We start from the raw sequence: 17656 nt of genomic DNA, 5'->3' as shown, positions 1-17656 counted from the left end.
TTTACCGCCGGCACCGCGCCCGCGCTTACCGCGCACCCGCTTGGCACCGAAGTAACTTTCATCGGCTTCCAATTCCCCGTTGAAAGGCGTATTTTGCAAACAATACGTAAAAATTCGCAACCTAATCTTTGTGTATATTCGATTGATTGACTGACGACTGATTCCGGTTAATTTTGCGGTTTGAGAGGCAGTTAAATCAAGCGAAAAACACTTGATAATTTGCCGCATTTTTGCATCAGAAAGTGACGAACTTTTTTGGTACTTGCAAACCATTGCCATGACTCCTTTTTAGACATTTTAATGCCTTGTTTGGTTGTCATGTCCCTATTTTTATCGGATTCATCATTCGTAAGATAAATACCTCCTCTTAAATTGACGATGCTGGTTCAATATATTTAAATATATATTGAAATAACAATGATTATCATTTAATATAAAAATAAGAAGCAAATCCAATTTTCAATCTAAGACTTTGCTTCATCACTTTATGAGCAAATCTTGAGAATTGTTACTGCACAGGAGTGCTTTAGTGATTGTTGCAAGCAAAAACATCAACGCGCAGCCTAAATTAAAACAATTATGGGCAAATTAAACAATTTCTGGTTTAAGGAAGAATTTTAATGACAGCCACTCGTAAATCTTTAGCTTATTTGTTTACTTTGTTGGGCATACCAACATGGGTGAGTGCAGAAGATATCGCCACTTTGCCATCGGTGTATGTTGAAACGAAGCGTGAACAGAAAGCATCTGCCGCAGAAAATATTGACGGCAAAACGCTCCAAAACAAAAACACAACTGATTTGAAAAATGCTTTGACCGATGTGGCAAATGTTGAGGTAATCGGTGTACAGCGAGCACGTCAAGGCAATGACAGTGTGAATATTCGCGGATTATCCGGCAATCGCGTGGCGATGAATGTGGACGGCATTGCTTTACCCGAAGCCCAAGAATCAAAATTTTTCACTGCCAGCGGCATGGTATTCGGGCGAGGTCAGTTCGTGGAAACCACCGCGCTGAAAAACATCAGCATATCGCGCCGATCGGCGGGCAATGGCATCGGCGGTGAGGTATCCATGCAAACATTGTCGCCTGATGATATTTTGGCGGGTGAAGCCAAAGCAGCTTATGTACAAGCCGGCTATAACAGCATAGACAAATCTTATGCCACTACGGGTGCAGCGGCGGCACAAGCAGGGGCATGGCGCGGCATGTTACTGGGAACGTATCGGCACGGAAACGAAACCATCAATCGCGGCGAAGTCGGCGGCAGTGGTGTAACGCGCACCAAACCAAATCCATTGGACTATAACAGCCGCTATTTTCTGAGTAAGCACGAACTGGCATTAAATGACAACCATGATTTGAGTTTGGTCGGCGAATATTTACAGCGCAATCAGTGGACAAACCAGTTGGCGAATCTCACCGACAAAAGCGTCAGCGATGTTGCCAAAGACAACATTGATCGTGTGCGTGTGTCGCTCGGTCATCACTATCAAAATGACACAAATATTTTACAAGATGTTGATTCAAAATTATATTATCAAAGCAGCCAAACCCAAAACCAACGCGACCGCGCAGGCTCAGCCTATGCGGCTTACGGCGGTATCCGCAGTGATTACGCACAAGTGCGGGATAAGGTATGGGGCGCGCAAACCCACTGGCTCAGCCGCATACAAGGCGACAAAATCAGCCAAACGTGGCGTTACGGCGCGAACATCGCACAACACGATTTAAACAACCGTTTGATAAGCAATTACGACCACGCCAATAAGCCTTATGCCAACAGCAAACGATTGGACGCCACCCTGTTTGGCGAAGGTGATATTGATTTTGGTGCATGGGTATTGAGTGCGGGGCTGTCATTGCATCACTACCGCACCTCACCCAAGACCGGCGGCGGCTACGAGCAGCAACACGATGACGTTGCACCGGTTAAGGGAAACAGCAAAACCATTGCCGCACCGCATGCGGGCGTATTGTGGCAAGCCGCGCCCTTGTTTCAACCCTACATTCAATACGCCCGCGGCTTCAAAGCCCCGTCCACGCAACAACTGGTTACCACTTACGGCAACAGCTTCGGTCCCTCCATGAGTTATGCCGTTGTCGGCAACCCCGGGTTAAAACCGGAAACCGCCAATAATTTTGAAATCGGCATTCGCGGACACAATGAGACTTGGGACTACGCCGTCAGTGCATTTGACAATCATTATCAAAACTTTATTGATTATGTATTGCAAGCACCATTGCCAAATGTATTGGTACAGTATGTCAACGTTGATAAAGCACGCATTTATGGCGGCGAAGTGCATGCAACATGGAAGTTTATGCCCAACTGGCGTGCCAATGCGCAAGCGGGATACGCAAAAGGCTACACCGAAGCAGATGGCAGCAAAAGCAAACTGAATTCAGTATTGCCCTTAAAAATCAAACTGGGTTTGGCGTATGAGCGCGAGCAATGGGGCGTAAACGCCGCTGTTACCTACGCCGCCGCGAAAAAAGACAAAGACATTGATACTTCCGGCACCAACCTTGCCAATCCCGATAACCAATTTTTTAATCCCACCCGTCAATACACTTTGCTGGATATTGGTGCGTATTGGCAGCCAAATAAGCACTTGAGTTTGCACGCCGGTGTAAACAATGTGTTTAACCAAAAATACTGGAACTGGGCAGACATTGCCTACTTTGCTCCCAAACGCAACAACGCGGCACCGGGCGACATCAGTTTGAATCAAACCAATGCCCCCGCCTACACCGCGCCGGGACGTAATTTCAATATTGGCGTGAAATATCAATTTTAAATGTTTTACCCTCATCGGCTACCTGAAAACCTGCGCAGACAAAACGGGGAATTATTCGTTTTGGTCAGGCGTGTTAAGCGCATCTCAAGTACGACGCGGCAGCCGCTTTCCTCAAAAAATATATTCTTTAAAGGAGAAACACCATGACTTTGTGGCAGCAATACTTAGGTAACAAACAAACCGCCGGTCAATATTATTTTCCGCGTGAAGGTGCGGCGGCACTCTGCGTCAGCGAGGGTGAGCTGGTTGCAGATTCGCCAAATACTCAATATTTGGGCTGTGCCATTCGGGACATTGTTTTAAAACTGCACACGCTCGGCACTGTAAAAAGCATTGTACGAAACGGCTTGGCTGTGCATGAAAAACAAGGCGTATATGAAAATGTATCACTCTCATCAGGCAGTGGTTTGTCGCTCAATATCGGCGGTTTGGATTTGCGCTTTTTTCCGCAGCATTGGCATCATGCCTTGGCGGTGAGCGAACCGAACGGCAATCGCATCAGCCATTCGATTCAATTTTACGATGATTACGGCACAGCACTGCAAAAAGTGTTTTTGTGCGATGAAAGCAAGCTGCCTGAATGGCAAATATTAATTGATGCGTTTCGAGTGGAAGGCAAACCCGAATTTAAATACGGTGCTTTGCCGATGGTTATCCCTGCCGCTGCCTTAACACCCGAGCGTGAACCGGCTTTTCAGGAACGTTGGCAAGAATTGAAAGACGTTCATCATTTTGTTGGTCTGCTGGAAAATTTCCAGCTTGACCGCCAACAATCCTACCGCCACGCACCGCATGGCAGCACCCAACAACTGGATAACGGCATTTGGGAAACCGTATTGCACGAAGTGCATGACAGCGGCATGGAATTAATGATTTTTGTCGGCAACCGCGGTTTGGTGCAAATTCAAACCGGTGCCGTGCATAAAATTGTGCGCACCGATTCTTATTTGAATATTTTAGACAGTAAAACCGAAGGATTTAATCTGCATTTAAAAGACGATGAGATTACCGAAACTTGGGTAGTGCGCCGCCCTATCCGCGATGGTTTTGTTACCTGCATTGAGGGCTTCGATGATCGCCGCAAAACCGTGATACAGTTTTTCGGGCGCAGACAAGAAGGTGAAACCGAGTTAGCCGCGTGGCAAAAAATTACCAACCAATTATTGAATAAGGCATCACTCGGATAAGCGGACAGCGGATCGGTTGGTTGATAGTGAAGCCATACAGAGACAAAGTGCCTACCGCACCAATACCTCTTTTTATCACAAAAACCGCCAAATCCATAAATCTCCTGAAAAACAAATGCAATACCGTTATTTGCTAAAGCAATAATGCGGCTATTGACAGCGAAGCAATCCAGACCTATCCTGATTTCACGCAATCATTGCTGTTATTGATAGAGTTTGGATTGCCGCACCGCATTATTCTTCGCAATGACAAACGCGGTTATTTTCCAATATTTTGCACGCACTCAAATTGGCAAAGCAGCAGAAAACGTGCTAATCCACACAATATCGTATGAAATCTAAAGCAATTTCGCTATAATCAGAAAAATTTACCGCTCTGCTATATTTTCCGCTGGGAAATCCATTATGCAAAAACGCTTATCCCTTTTATTGTGCGCCTTGTGTGCGGCACTGTCTTTACCGGCAGCGGCAAACAATTCTTCTTCTGTACGTGCCGATGCACCCACCCGCTACACCGTAAAAACAGGAGATACCTTGTGGGGTATTTCCAAAAAATTTCTCAACCGTCCTTGGCAGTGGCCGCAATTATGGAATGCCAACCGAAATGAAATCCGCAATCCGCAGCGCATTTATCCGGGCCAGGTTTTGGTATTAAATTATGTCAATGGGCAGCCGCGTCTGAGTATTGAAGGCAATGACATTCCCACAGTAAAATTGTCACCAAAAATACGCAATATTTCAGAAGGTTATGGAATCAGCACCTTAGACGTGGATTTCTATAGCATTTTCATGAAACACCCGCAGTTCATCGATCAAGCAGAAACGAGAAACGCGCCGCGCTTGGTGGCGGGACCCGACTCCCGTATTCTTTACAGCACGGGCGATCGTGTTTACGCCGACCGCACTTTAGTGCCGGGCAGATACTTGGTTTACCGCGCCACCAAAGATTTGCTTGATCCTGACACCAAAAAATATCTGGGTCAGGAAGTGATATTCGGCGGCGAATTGGCTACTTTAGATTCCCGAAACACCGCCTTGGCAAACCGCAGCCATGATGACCGCCAAACCTTATCGAAAGATGAGTATTACACCCAACTGCACCCCTTGCTGAAAGTGCCCACCGATACCGCACAGCCGCTGATGGTTACCGAATCGGTATCTGAAATTGTTAAAGGTAATTATCTGATCAGCAGAGATGACATGCCCGCCAATATCCAATTGATGCCGCATGCACCGCGTAGCCGCATTGATGCCAAAATTATTTCGGTGATGGACAGCATTGAAGAAGCCGGTCCTTATCAAACCGTAACGCTTGACAAAGGTGTTGCCGATGGCGTGGACATTGGCACCGTAATGAGCGTATATAAACGCAGCAAACAAATCAAAGTGGACGTTCCCAAAGCCACAGAGGTTTCAGGCAGCCGGGCGATGTTGAAATACTTGAGCATTCCTGCCGAAGAAGTGGCACTGCTTATGGTGTACCGCACAGGTGAACACCTTTCATCTGCCGTTATTTTAGAAGCCCGCGCCAACAGCAGTATCGGTGATTTGGTTTCCAACCCCGGTTATGATTTAGACAACATACCGGAGCAATACGAACATGCTCCCAACGTTCCGCAAGAATCGCATGATTGGCTGCACAACCAATACGACATGAACAGCAACATCAACCTAACCGAATAATCGCCGAGGAATTTCATGAAACCCGTTACTCTTTACACGCTCGCTACTTGCTCTTACTGCGTAAGAGCCAAAATTTTATTAAATGATAAAGGTATCAGCGAAAATGATTGGACTGAAATTCGGCTTGACGGTAATCCGGCAGGCAAAACCGCTATGATTGAGCGCACCGGACGCAAAACCGTACCGCAGATCTATATCGGCGACACCCATGTCGGTGGTTTTGACGATTTGAACGCTTTGGAACAAAGCGGTAAACTGGATGCCTTGTTGGCAGATTAACTGCTTTTTTACTCGGGCTGTCTGAAAAACGTTCAGGCAGCCTGAAACACACTTTACTCAAGAGAGCCAAACCATGAGCGAACAGCAACCCTCAACAGAACAACAACCCGCCCCCACATTCAGCATTGAAAAACTGTATGTAAAAGACTTGTCTTTGGAAGTGCCGCACGCACCCGTTATTTTTTTGGAAGGCACAGAACCCACCGTTGAAATGCGCGTGGGCGTGGCACAACAAAAACTGGAAGACAACTTCTACGACGTTGCACTTACTGTAACGGTTACTGCCAAATTATCCGATGAAAGAGTGCTGTTTTTAAACGAAGTAACTCAAAGCGGTATTTTTCGCATTGCCAACGTTGCTGAAGACGATGTCAAACTGTTATTGGGTGTGGCTTGTCCGAATATTTTGTTCCCCTATGCCCGTGAAGCCGTATCCAGCACTGTAACCCGCGCCGGATTTGCGCCCGTATTGCTCGGTCCCATCAATTTTGAAGCCATGTACCAAGCACAGCAACAGCAAGCCGAAGCAGCGAAAGCCTAAAGAAAAGACAAAGGCTGCCTGAAAAAATAATCTGTCAGCCAATCAAACCGCAACCGAATGATTCGTTTTGCGGTTTTGTTTTTGTAGCGACCGTACAAACCGTCTTGTATTTCACCCGACTGCCCACATATCTCGTACATTCTCTTTACCTTGTAAGGGGCCTTGTGCGCCCGCCATCATCGGAAACCAGCAACCATGAGTCAAAAAGATTTTTATGAAATATTGGGCATCGCCCGCGATGCGTCTGACGACGACATCAAAAAAGCCTACCGCAAACTGGCAATGAAATACCACCCTGACCGCAATCCCGACAACAAAGACGCCGAAGAAAAATTCAAAGAAATTCAAAAAGCCTACGACATATTGTCGGACAAAGAAAAGCGCACCGCTTATAACCAATTCGGCCATGCCGGCGTTGATCCCAACATGGGTGGCAGTGGTTTTGGCAGCGGCGGATTCAGCGGCGGCAGTTTTGATTTCGGTGATATTTTCAGCCAAATGTTCGGCGGCGCAGCAGGCGGCGGGAATGCGCGCCAACCCAATTACCGCGGTTCAGATTTGCAATACAACATCGAAATCACGCTGGAAGAAGCCGCCCGAGGCATCAAGAAAAAAATCACCATTCCCACCCACGAAGAGTGTGATGTCTGCCACGGTTCGGGTGCAAAACCCGGCACCTCCGCCTCCACCTGCCACACCTGCCACGGCAGCGGTACGATTCACATTCGCCAAGCCATTTTCCAAGTACAACAAACCTGCCCGACTTGCCACGGTTCGGGCAAAGAAATCAAAGATCCCTGCGTAAAATGCCACGGCGATGGCTTGGTGAAAACCCAAAAAACCGTAGAAGTCTCTATTCCCGCAGGCATTGACGAAGGTCAGCGCATTCGCTTAAGCGGCGAAGGCGAGCCGGGAACGCACAGCGCACAAGCAGGTGATTTGTATGTCATGATTCACATACGCAACCACACCGTATTTGAGCGCGACGGCATGGATTTGCATTGTGAATTGCCAATCAGCTTCACCACCGCGGCATTGGGCGGCGACGTGGAAGTGCCAACTTTAGACGGCCGCGTGAAACTGCATATACCCAAAGAAACCCAAACCGGACGCCGTATGCGCATCAAGGGCAAAGGCATTAAATCGGTGCGCTCGGTGGCAATGGGTGATTTGTATTGCCACATTGTGGTGGAAACACCGGTGAACCTAACCGAACGCCAGAAAGAATTGCTGGCGGAATTTGAAAAAATATCCACCGGTATGGAGCGCAGCCAAACCCCGCGTCAAAAATCATTTATGGATAAGCTGCGCGATATTTTTGATTGATTTGAATTGATCGCCTCAATATTGATACCAACACCCGCCGCCCGCGTGCTTTTATAAACGGGCGGTGGTCTGTTATGGCTAAACGACTATTTTTTGCACAGATACGGCTTTTTATTCCGCTCTCTACCGTACAGGGCTTGATTATTTCAAGCTGCTAATTGATGAAAAAGAAAGTAGTTTAGCTATAAATCATTATTAGCACGGGTATTGCTAATTTCTGCACAATATTCGGTGAAAATCCGATTTAACTGTATCAACCCGTTAAATCCATTGTTTTTGATTGGCTCAATTGATTACAATCCCACCTGTTATAATATCGGTACAATAAACAATTGTGATTGATACATAAACACACATCACTTTACCAACAATTCATTTTTTGAGGTTTTTCTATGAACAAATATCTTGCTGAGTTATTCGGCACATTCTGGTTAGTATTGGGCGGTTGCGGCAGCGCAGTATTGGCAGCGGCTTTTCCGGAATTGGGCATCGGCTTTGCCGGCGTGGCTTTGGCATTTGGTTTAACCGTGGTTACGATGGCTTATGCCGTTGGTCATATTTCAGGCGGCCATTTTAATCCGGCAGTTTCTGTTGGTTTGTTTGTCGGCGGCCGTTTCAGCGGCAAAGATTTACTGCCCTATATTGTTGCTCAAGTCGTTGGTGCGGTTGTTGCCGGTGCGGTGTTGTATCTAGTGGCATCGGGTAAAGCAGGTTTTGATGTAGCGGCTTCCGGTTTTGCCAGCAATGGCTACGGCGATCATTCTCCCGGCGGCTACAGCTTGGCGGCATGTTTGATTATCGAAGTGGTTTTAACCGCCGGCTTCCTGTTTATCATTATGGGCGCAACCGATGAGCGCGCACCCAACGGCTTCGCACCTTTGGCAATTGGCTTGGCATTGACTTTGATTCACTTAATCAGCATTCCGGTAACCAACACTTCAGTTAATCCGGCGCGTTCCACCGGCGTGGCTTTGTTTCAAGGCGGCTGGGCAATTGGTCAATTGTGGCTGTTTTGGCTTGCCCCGATTGTCGGCGGCATTATTGGCGCATTGCTGTATAAAACAATTAGCAAAAAATAACGCTTGATTGGTTTTTCTCAGTACTCAAATTATCATTTGATTGAGGCTGCCTGAAAATTTCAGGCAGCCGATTTTATTACTGTTTTCTTGAAAATGGTGTGTGAAACCACGTGGTCAAGGATTCTTAAAACCACGTGCCGCACGAGAATTAACCCCCTCTAAAAAATTGATTGGTAAGCAGTAAAAAAAGGGCGTAAAGTTGTACCTCTGCGCTTCTTTTTTGAGAAAGACAAGCAAGGGAATATTTTTCACCGATTAAGCGATAGAAAGATTAAAAATGGATACTGCTTTAAAACTTGACCCGTTTTTTTATGAATTTGAAAACGAAGCGGCTGCGCTTGATTATGATCATTGGTTTCGCACAAAAGTAGAAGAAGCCTTAAACAGCACAGAACCACCTATTCCGCACGATGAGGTTGTAACAAAAATGCGCGCAAAGTTAGCTGAAAGAACGCGCAATGTTGGTTAATTGGTCAAACGCAGCGCACAATGATTTAAATGAAATTGTGGACTATATCGCGCTTGATAACATCGTTGTTGCTGAAAATTTGTCTGAATCTTTGTTTAACATTGCGGAAAAACTCGGACAAATGCCGTACATAGGACGAAATGGGCGCGTGGCTGGTACTCGTGAATTTGTGGCACATCCTAACTATATTATTGTATATAAAGTGAAATTAGATGAACTTCGTATTCTTCGCGTGTTACACGGAAAAAGAAAATACCCTTAAGGCTGAAAAATTGAAAAATGCCCCGTTTTCTGCGGGGCATTTTTTTAGAAAAAATATTTGAATAACAATATGAGCCACCAGTAGCAATAAGCAACCACCAGACGTACCTATTATTTGCCAACGCTGTTCGCCATTTTCAATTCGGTCTTGTTCTGATTCTTTGTTTGGAACTATCCGAACACTGATTTGATTTACTTCCGCACTTTTGCAAACGCTGCTGCCATCGCTGAATTCAGCGGCGGTGTATTGGATTTTTCAGCTTTGCGGCTGCCTGAAAATGATTCATTGCGTTTCTCTCCGCGTTTGGGTGCGTCTGCGTCATCGTTTAAACGCATGGTCAGGGCAACGCGTTTGCGCGGCACATCAACTTCCAGCACTTTCACTTTCACCACATCGCCTGCTTTCACCACATCACGCGGGTCGGCAACAAATTTATCCGCCAGCGCGGAAATATGCACCAAGCCGTCTTGATGAACGCCAATATCAACAAACGCACCGAAATTGGCAACATTCGACACCACGCCTTCCAACACCATGCCCACGCGTAAATCTTTAAGTTCTTCCACGCCTTCAGCAAATTGAGCGGTTTGAAACGTTCCGCGCGGGTCGCGACCGGGTTTTTCCAACTCAGACAAAATATCCATGATGGTGGGCAAACCAAAACGATCGGTGGTGTAGTCGGTGGGTTTGAGCGCGGCAATGATTGAGTGGTTGCCGATGATTTCTTTGGCAGTTACCCCACTTTTTTGCAGCATCTTGGCAACAATGAGATAGGCTTCGGGGTGGACTGCGCTGCCGTCCAGCGGTTCATTACCGCCGTTGATGCGCAAAAAACCCGCCGCTTGTTCAAAGGTTTTTTCACCCAGCCGCGGCACTTTAAGCAAGGCGCGGCGGTTGGCAAATGCGCCGTTTTCATCGCGGTAGGCAACAATATTGTGCGCCAAGGTATGGTTTAAGCCGGATATGCGTGCCAACAGCGGCGCAGAAGCGGTGTTGACGTCCACGCCAACGGCATTGACGCAGTCTTCCACAACCGCATCTAAACTTTTTGCCAATTGGTTTTGGCTGACATCGTGCTGGTATTGCCCAACACCGATGGATTTGGGGTCAATTTTCACCAATTCCGCCAACGGGTCTTGTAAACGGCGGGCAATGGATATTGCGCCGCGCAAAGAAACGTCCAAATCAGGAAATTCTTTGGCAGCCAATTCAGAAGCGGAATACACTGATGCACCCGCTTCGGACACCACAATTTTATGCAAACCCAATTCAGGCAGCACTTTAATGAGTTCGCCCGCCAATTTATCGGTTTCGCGGCTGGCGGTGCCGTTGCCGATAGCAATCAATTTTACTCCGTGTCTTTTCACCAAACGCAATAAGGAAGACAATGCGCCTGCCCAGTCGTTACGCGGCTGGTGTGGATAAACCGTGTCGGTGTCCAGCAATTTACCGGTGTCGTCCACCACTGCGACTTTCACACCGGTACGAATGCCGGGGTCTAAACCCATAGTGGTTAAACGTCCTGCCGGCGCGGCAAGCAACAAATCTTTTAAATTTCGGGCAAAAACGGTAATCGCATCATGGTCGGCACTTTCTTTTAAGCGCGATAATGCGTCCAATTCCAAAGACAAGAAAATTTTGGTACGCCACGCCAAGCGAACGGTGTCGCGCAGCCAGCGGTCTCCAGGGCGTGCTTGATCATCAATCTCAAACTGTTTGGCAATGATTTTTTCATACGCGCTTTGCTCGGCAACGGGCGCATCATCGGGCTGATATTTCAGGCTGATGTGCAATACACCCTCATTCCGCCCGCGCAATACCGCCAAAGCGCGATGACCCGGCATACGGGCAATCGGTTCACTGTAATCAAAATAATCTTTAAATTTTTCAGCGGCAGCGGCTTTATCGGGATCAACCTGCGCATGCAATACCGCTTCACGCCATAATTTTTCACGCAATGAACCGATTAAACCCGCGTCTTCGGCAAAAGTTTCCATTAAAATCGCCCGTGCACCGTCCAACGCGGCTTTTATGTCGGCAACTTGCTCATTCAAGTAACTTTCAGCAGCGGTTTCCGACGTTTGCATCGGATCGTTTAACAATAAATCCGCCAAAGGCTGCAAACCATTTTCCCGTGCGATTTGCGCTTTGGTGCGGCGTTTGGGTTTATACGGCAAATACAAGTCTTCCAATGTGGTTTTGTTGTCTGCCGCATCTATGGCTGCCTGTAGCTCGGCAGTAAGTTTGCCTTGCTCTTCAATGCTTTTTAACACGGTTTGCTTGCGCTCTGATAATTCGCGCAAATAATGCAAACGCTCGTCCAGAAGACGTAATTGGGTATCGTCCAAGCCGCCCGTTACCTCTTTGCGGTAGCGGGCAATAAACGGCACAGTCGCGCCCTCGTCCAATAAATCCACGGCTGCCTGAACACGGACGGCGGTTACATTCAGTTCGCGGGCGATGATGTCGGTAATATTCATGTTGTTCTAATGTGTGTTGCAAAAACTAAAGGTAGGCAATATAACGAAACACACCTGATTTGTCATGTTTGTCGGGATTTCAGACGCAGTACAGTGTTTGTGGCACAATATGCCATTCTTTGCGCAACGCAAAACCTTGCTTAGGACGTGTTTTAATAATTCCCTGCCTGAAGGGTTGCCTGAAAAATCTTTTGTGGTTAATTATTTAGGAAATATTCGATGAATTTGGCTTTTGTATTATCAGGATTGTTGGCGTTGGGTATTGGTGCGCAATGGTTGGCATGGTATTTAAAACAGCCGTCGATTTTATTTCTGCTGATTATCGGTATTTTGATTGGACCCGTATTCGGTTGGTTTCAACCCGATGCGGTATTGGGCGATTTACTGTTTCCGCTGATTTCGCTGGGCGTGGCGGTGATTTTATTTGAAGGCTCGCTCACACTGGAATTTCATGAAATCCGCCAACACGGTTTAATGGTACAGAATTTGGTGTCAATTGGTATGGCGGTTACGATTGCTGTGATTTCAATCGCCGCTTACGCTTTATTTGACATGAATCTACTGATTGCACTGCTGTTCGGTGCGCTGGTGTGTGTTACCGGTCCCACGGTAATTGCACCGTTGCTGCGCAGTGTGCGCCCGAAAAAAAACATCCGCAATATTCTGAAGTGGGAAGGCATTGTAATCGACCCCATCGGCGCGATTGCCGTGGTGCTGGTGTATGAATACATTATTCATGGCAGCAACAGCAATTCATTGATGTTGTTTGGAAAAATTGTGTTGGTGTCTGCTGTTATCGGTTTTTTCGGCGCGGCGTTTTTGGCAACAGTCATCAAACGCTATTGGCTGCCTGAATATTTGCGCAATGTGTTTACTTTGGCAACCGTGTTGTTTTTGTTTTCTTTGTCCAACTATGCAGAACATGAATCCGGTTTGCTCACGGTAACCGTGCTGGGCGTAGCCCTCGCCAATTGGCCGAAATTTCCGCGGCATCAGATTTTGGAATTCAATGAATCATTAACCATTTTGTTGGTGTCCATGCTGTTTATTATTTTGGCGGCACGGGTGGATTTGAGCGCGTTGGTAAACGTGGGATTCAGCGGCATATTGCTGTTGCTGATTGTGATGTTTATTGCACGGCCGCTGGCAGTGTGGGTGTCGGCAATCGGCACAAAATTAACCACCAATGAAAAATTGATGATTAGCTGGATTGGTCCCCGCGGAATTGTGGCTGCGGCGATTTCGTCATTATTTGCCATTCGTTTGCAAAGCCAGCAACCGCTCAACGGCGTTGAATTATTGGTGCCGCTGGTGTTCATCATCATCATCGGCACGGTTCTGATTCAAGGGCTGGGTGCGAAAGCCGTTGGCAATTTTTTAGGCGTGCGTGAGCCGGTAAACAACGGTATTTTAATTGTGGGCAGCAATCCGGTTGCCCTGAAAATCGCCCAAGTAATAAAAAATTTGGGCTACGATGTTTTGCTTGCCGACAGCAATTACACCAACACCGCCAAAGCCCGCATGGAAGGCGTTCGTACCTATTTCGGCAACCCCGTTTCCGAACACGCCGAGCGAAATTTAGATTTAATCGGCATTGGACTTTTGTTTGCGATGAGCACCGATAAAGAATTGAATACTTTATGCGAGCTGCACTTTAAGCATGAATTCGGCGAACAAAATCTCTACCGCTTGCGGCTTACCCAAGAAAAAGAACAAAATGAACGCGCTCAAAAACAACACAGCGTTACTTCTCAATGGCTGTTTGGCAATGAAACGACTTATCACAAACTGGCCAGTTTGGTTGCCAAACAATCGCGGATAAAAACCACCGCTATCACCGCCGCCTACGGTTACGAACAATACACACAAGACAATAAAAACGCCATTCCCTTGTTTACCATTGATAAAAACGGCATCTTGCGGGTGGTTACTTCAGGATTTAAACCCGAAACGGCAAAAGACAAAAAAATTGTGGCATTGGTGGCAGAAGAAGACCCAACAAGCAAAAATTAACGGCTTAAACCAAATATTATCTAAAATAATCAAATATTAATAATTTTTTGTGATATTATAAATAAAAGGAATTTTATTTCCTTTTGATAGTCGTTTAGTCGAAAACAACAAAGGAGATTGATCATGGCTTATTTTAAAGTAACCGCAAATAACGGCAGCAAAGCAATCATTAATGGTCATTCTGTATCTAAAGCTATTGATTAGGCGCTTATCGAACGATTTACCCGTATTTTACATCAAAGTTCAGATACCAATAATTTTCAAGTCAAAGAAACTTTAGATGTGATATTGACATCTTTAAAGCAGTAATATGCAAATGATTGCTGTTGATGTTTACTCATAACAAAATGATATTTTTCAAATTTATCTGATTGTCTTTTCATGGGTATAACAAAACCGCCTATTGTCTTTAACTAAAGACAATAGGCGAAGATTCTGAAGTGAAAAAGTTGATACCAAAACAGACTGCCGTGGTAACAATTGGTTGCCAATTTAATCTCAATCAGAGTAAGGACAGACAATGAAAAAAACAGTTATTTTACTGGCGTGTCTTTTCCCTTTGCCGCTTTTGGCTTTGGATTATGACTATGAAATAGACCAAGCCAATATGAAATGCCAAAACGAAAGCCGCTCTTTATTGCGCGAACGCAACGGCACACCCTCCTGCGACCGCTTACAAGAATTGTATCGTATCAAGCAAGCGCAAGAAGGACGGTTGTTGCAGGAACGGCAAGCAGATAAGCCGCAGCGTGTGATTGTACAACCACACCAAAGCGACACCGACAGTGGTACAGGTTATCGCTGGAACAGAGGTTATGGCAAATATTGCGATCACAACAGCGATGGCTATCCGATTCGGTGTGATGATTGAATAAAGCATTTTCGCGTTTACCCATAATCTGCGAATTGTATTAAAAATAACAAACTTAGCAGTATCCAAGTTTATAAAATGTATTGCCCAAGTTCCGAGTTAATCGCTTGGCAATTACTGAGAATCTGTATTCAATAAATTTCTTAATAAAATCGTATGATGATATCGCTACATTTTATAATTATTTGAAATTATTGAAAAATTTTTTCAATACAATTTTTCAGGCAGCCTATTTATCATTTAATCGGCTGCCTGAATGTTTTTCCCGATACTTGTGTGTTTTATGCGGCTTTATTTCTTTAATTTTCAGGTAATCATTTCATTCTATTATCTTTTATTTATGTTGTTGCTGTCCATAATTTAACAGCAAAGCCCATAAACATAGCACCGATTGCACCCATGCCCATTGCCGCCATTCGGCGATAGCGTCCAAACCAGCTCACCAATGATGCACCGCCAAATACCAATATACTTAAATACGCCATGCTGACAACTTGTAAAATCAACGCCAATATCAGAAAACTCAAAGCGGGATAGGGATAATGAACATCAACAAACTGGACGAAAAATGATAAAAAAAACAAAATCGCTTTGGGATTAAGCAGACTTAAGGTTAAAGCTCGCTGAAATACTTTTTTTGGCACATTGTCCGTATTTGTTGCAGATGCTTCCTGAACCACTTCAGTGAACAGATCGGTTTTGCTGCTTTTCCATTTAATGATTGCCGCACACAATAAACCCAATCCGATATACGCCAAATAAAGCCCGCCGCCGATTTTCAGCAGCCAAAACAGCAAAGGAAATGTATTTAATACTGAAGCCGCACCCAGGGCAGTCAACAACATCAAGATGCTGTCGCCAACGAATACACCCGCTACCGATTGATACGCGATTTTCACACCGCGCTGCCCTGCAATGGTTAAGCAAAACAAAGAATTGGGACCCGGCAGCAGCACAATGGCAATCACGCCAATCACATACGCATAAACATTTGTAATACCAAACATAATTCTATTTCCACCAATCTATGAACACGCACTGCCTGAGCCATTGATAACGGCACGCAAAGCAATGTTTACTCGAATAACAAGCAATGGTTAAAATTGTAAATGAAATATAATCTGTTGTCTTAAAAAGTACAATGACAGCAACGGCTGTTGTTTATTGCCGTTGCGTTGTGAACACATTGGTTTTTTGTTGATAACAATCGTTTGATTTAACTGCCTTGCCGCTTGCCTTTCGTACAGATAACGGCAGACAAGAATCAATGTATTTGGCGTGGGCAAGCAATATTTGCCACGCAATAAACCATTCAGGGCAGGATTTGCCCGCAGTGTCTGTAAAGTGAATTGTGCAGTCAAGCAATCGCAGCAGAAAACCCGAGGTAAAGTTAGCAAAACATCGCTAAATACCGCAGAAATCTCCTGCCTTTCGCTTTAGGTAGTGGAAAAAGAGGTTAAATAACACTCAGCAGATAATTTTCCAGTCGGTTCAAGGGTAGAAAAGTTAATTCATACATGCTGCTTAATGAAGCGGCTTGGGCATCGTCTAATTCAGGGGAGAAAATGACAAACTGTTTCGTATTTAAACCCATGCGCTTTTTCAAGCGCACATATTTTTCAATTTCACTGCGAAATTCACCGGACTTGCATTCAATGATAATCGGCTCGCCGCCGATGGGCATCACCAGCGCATCTAATTCAAATTTATCTTCGTTAGCAAATTGGATAACGGTATTGCGTGTACAAGAAAACCGATAGCCCTCGCCTTTGGCTTGGGCTGCCTGAATAATTTGAACCAAAGCATACCATTCCAACCAACTGCCTTCAAAGAAACGGCGAATATTATTTGCGGATTGCAAATTCAAACGGATAATTTTATTGTTTTTTTCATAGAAATATTTGGAAAACAATGTTTGGCTATAGAAGGTACGGCATAAATTGGTGAGGTATGTGATGTCTTTTTGAGCGGATTTGCTTAAATCCATGCTTAAAGAATAAATATTTTTTCGATAATGCCAGTTGATTTTTCCCAATAGATCTTTGGTTTGGGCGTAGTCTTTGCCCAATGCTGATGCCGCTTCATCAAAAAAACCGGTGGTGTTTACGGCTTGATAATCGAATGTTGCTTTGATGCCTTTAGCAGCAAACCACTGCTGTAAGGGTGCATGTTGTTGCGTGGTTGCCAATACATCGGTATTTTGCCAATCACTGTTTGACAAGAAACTTTGCTCGGTATTATTGCTGTTATCATTGACGGTGTTTTCTTCTTGCGCCAATTCTTCTTTCAGGCTGCGCAATTCCCGCATGGCGGCAGTGTAGCGGCTTAATACTTGTTTAACAAAAAAAACGGTATCATAAACTTTAACGAGTTGGCGGCATTGCTCACATATTCCTGCTGAATTAGCAGTTTGTTCTGCAATCAACCCACATGATGTACAGCGATAGATACCCATAGTAAAACCCTTTTTTATAACTGATTATATAGCTATACTATTATTTTTTCAAAAAAACATAGCCTATTCAGCAGATTTCAGATAATTAGCCATAATTTTTCCGGCAAGTTGTTTTGAAAAATTTAACAGTTTAATTATAACTGATTATAACTGATTATAACTGATTATAACTGATTATAACTGATTATAACTGATTATAACTGATTATAA

The 17656-nt window shown here is 45.1% G+C and carries 14 protein-coding genes and 1 pseudogene; 11 read left to right on the top strand and 4 right to left on the bottom strand.

The window, feature by feature from the left end; all coding sequences use genetic code 11:
- A pseudogene (locus Q384_RS13875) lies at nucleotides 1-279 on the bottom strand (IS1595 family transposase); the annotation flags it as partial.
- Between the two features lie 341 nt (nucleotides 280-620).
- On the opposite strand from Q384_RS13875, the gene Q384_RS00855 reads away from it, so the two are divergent.
- From Q384_RS00855 to Q384_RS00815, 9 genes are all read left to right on the top strand, one after another.
- Nucleotides 621-2801 (top strand): TonB-dependent hemoglobin/transferrin/lactoferrin family receptor, encoded by a 2181-nt coding sequence (locus Q384_RS00855; protein WP_037585353.1) that lies wholly within the window; start codon nucleotides 621-623, stop codon nucleotides 2799-2801.
- A 143-nt stretch (nucleotides 2802-2944) separates the two neighbouring features.
- The gene (locus Q384_RS00850) at nucleotides 2945-3988 is read left to right on the top strand and encodes a hemin-degrading factor (protein WP_037585352.1); all 1044 of its coding nucleotides are present in this window, start codon (nucleotides 2945-2947) and stop codon (nucleotides 3986-3988) included.
- Between the two features lie 405 nt (nucleotides 3989-4393).
- Nucleotides 4394-5671 (top strand): LysM peptidoglycan-binding domain-containing protein, encoded by a 1278-nt coding sequence (locus Q384_RS00845; RefSeq protein ID WP_037585351.1) that lies wholly within the window; start codon nucleotides 4394-4396, stop codon nucleotides 5669-5671.
- A 15-nt stretch (nucleotides 5672-5686) separates the two neighbouring features.
- On the top strand, nucleotides 5687-5950 hold the full coding sequence (grxC, locus tag Q384_RS00840) for a glutaredoxin 3 (RefSeq protein ID WP_037585350.1): 264 nt from the start codon (nucleotides 5687-5689) through the stop codon (nucleotides 5948-5950).
- Nucleotides 5951-6023: 73 nt separating this feature from the next.
- Complete coding sequence (gene secB / locus Q384_RS00835; RefSeq protein ID WP_037585349.1) at nucleotides 6024-6491, top strand: protein-export chaperone SecB; 468 nt, start codon at nucleotides 6024-6026, stop codon at nucleotides 6489-6491.
- 195 nt (nucleotides 6492-6686) lie between these two features.
- Nucleotides 6687-7817 (top strand): molecular chaperone DnaJ, encoded by a 1131-nt coding sequence (gene dnaJ, locus Q384_RS00830; RefSeq protein WP_037585348.1) that lies wholly within the window; start codon nucleotides 6687-6689, stop codon nucleotides 7815-7817.
- Nucleotides 7818-8209: 392 nt separating this feature from the next.
- The gene (gene aqpZ / locus Q384_RS00825) at nucleotides 8210-8896 is read left to right on the top strand and encodes an aquaporin Z (RefSeq protein WP_037585347.1); all 687 of its coding nucleotides are present in this window, start codon (nucleotides 8210-8212) and stop codon (nucleotides 8894-8896) included.
- 277 nt (nucleotides 8897-9173) lie between these two features.
- Nucleotides 9174-9365: a type II toxin-antitoxin system RelB family antitoxin gene (gene relB, locus Q384_RS00820; RefSeq protein WP_037585345.1), complete on the top strand. Its 192-nt coding sequence runs from the start codon at nucleotides 9174-9176 to the stop codon at nucleotides 9363-9365.
- Nucleotides 9355-9627 carry a type II toxin-antitoxin system RelE/ParE family toxin gene (locus Q384_RS00815; protein WP_037585344.1) on the top strand — a complete coding sequence of 91 codons (273 nt, stop codon included), beginning with the start codon at nucleotides 9355-9357 and terminating at the stop codon, nucleotides 9625-9627. The genes relB and Q384_RS00815 overlap by 11 nt, the downstream gene beginning before the upstream one ends.
- A gap of 191 nt (nucleotides 9628-9818) precedes the next feature.
- On the opposite strand, the gene Q384_RS00810 is transcribed toward Q384_RS00815, so the two are convergent.
- The gene (locus Q384_RS00810) at nucleotides 9819-12107 is read right to left on the bottom strand and encodes a Tex family protein (protein ID WP_037585343.1); all 2289 of its coding nucleotides are present in this window, start codon (nucleotides 12105-12107) and stop codon (nucleotides 9819-9821) included.
- Between the two features lie 219 nt (nucleotides 12108-12326).
- Between Q384_RS00810 and Q384_RS00805 the strand changes: the two genes are divergently transcribed.
- A complete protein-coding gene (locus Q384_RS00805; protein ID WP_037585342.1) occupies nucleotides 12327-14120 on the top strand; it encodes a cation:proton antiporter in 1794 nt (597 codons plus the stop codon).
- A gap of 520 nt (nucleotides 14121-14640) precedes the next feature.
- On the top strand, nucleotides 14641-14991 hold the full coding sequence (locus Q384_RS00800) for a hypothetical protein (protein WP_037585341.1): 351 nt from the start codon (nucleotides 14641-14643) through the stop codon (nucleotides 14989-14991).
- A gap of 338 nt (nucleotides 14992-15329) precedes the next feature.
- Here Q384_RS00800 and leuE read toward each other — a convergent pair whose 3' ends face one another.
- Both leuE and Q384_RS00785 read right to left on the bottom strand, forming a co-directional pair.
- On the bottom strand, nucleotides 15330-15998 hold the full coding sequence (gene leuE, locus Q384_RS00795; RefSeq protein WP_037585340.1) for a leucine efflux protein LeuE: 669 nt from the start codon (nucleotides 15996-15998) through the stop codon (nucleotides 15330-15332).
- A gap of 449 nt (nucleotides 15999-16447) precedes the next feature.
- Nucleotides 16448-17446 carry a PDDEXK family nuclease gene (locus Q384_RS00785; RefSeq protein WP_037585338.1) on the bottom strand — a complete coding sequence of 333 codons (999 nt, stop codon included), beginning with the start codon at nucleotides 17444-17446 and terminating at the stop codon, nucleotides 16448-16450.
- Between the last annotated feature and the right edge of the window lie 210 nt (nucleotides 17447-17656).

It is taken from the genome of Stenoxybacter acetivorans DSM 19021 (assembly GCF_000745895.1).
In the GTDB taxonomy this organism is placed as follows: Bacteria; Pseudomonadota; Gammaproteobacteria; order Burkholderiales; family Neisseriaceae; genus Stenoxybacter; species Stenoxybacter acetivorans.
The sequence above is the reverse complement of the archived record's forward strand: the minus strand, read 5'-3'. Positions and strand labels throughout refer to the sequence as shown.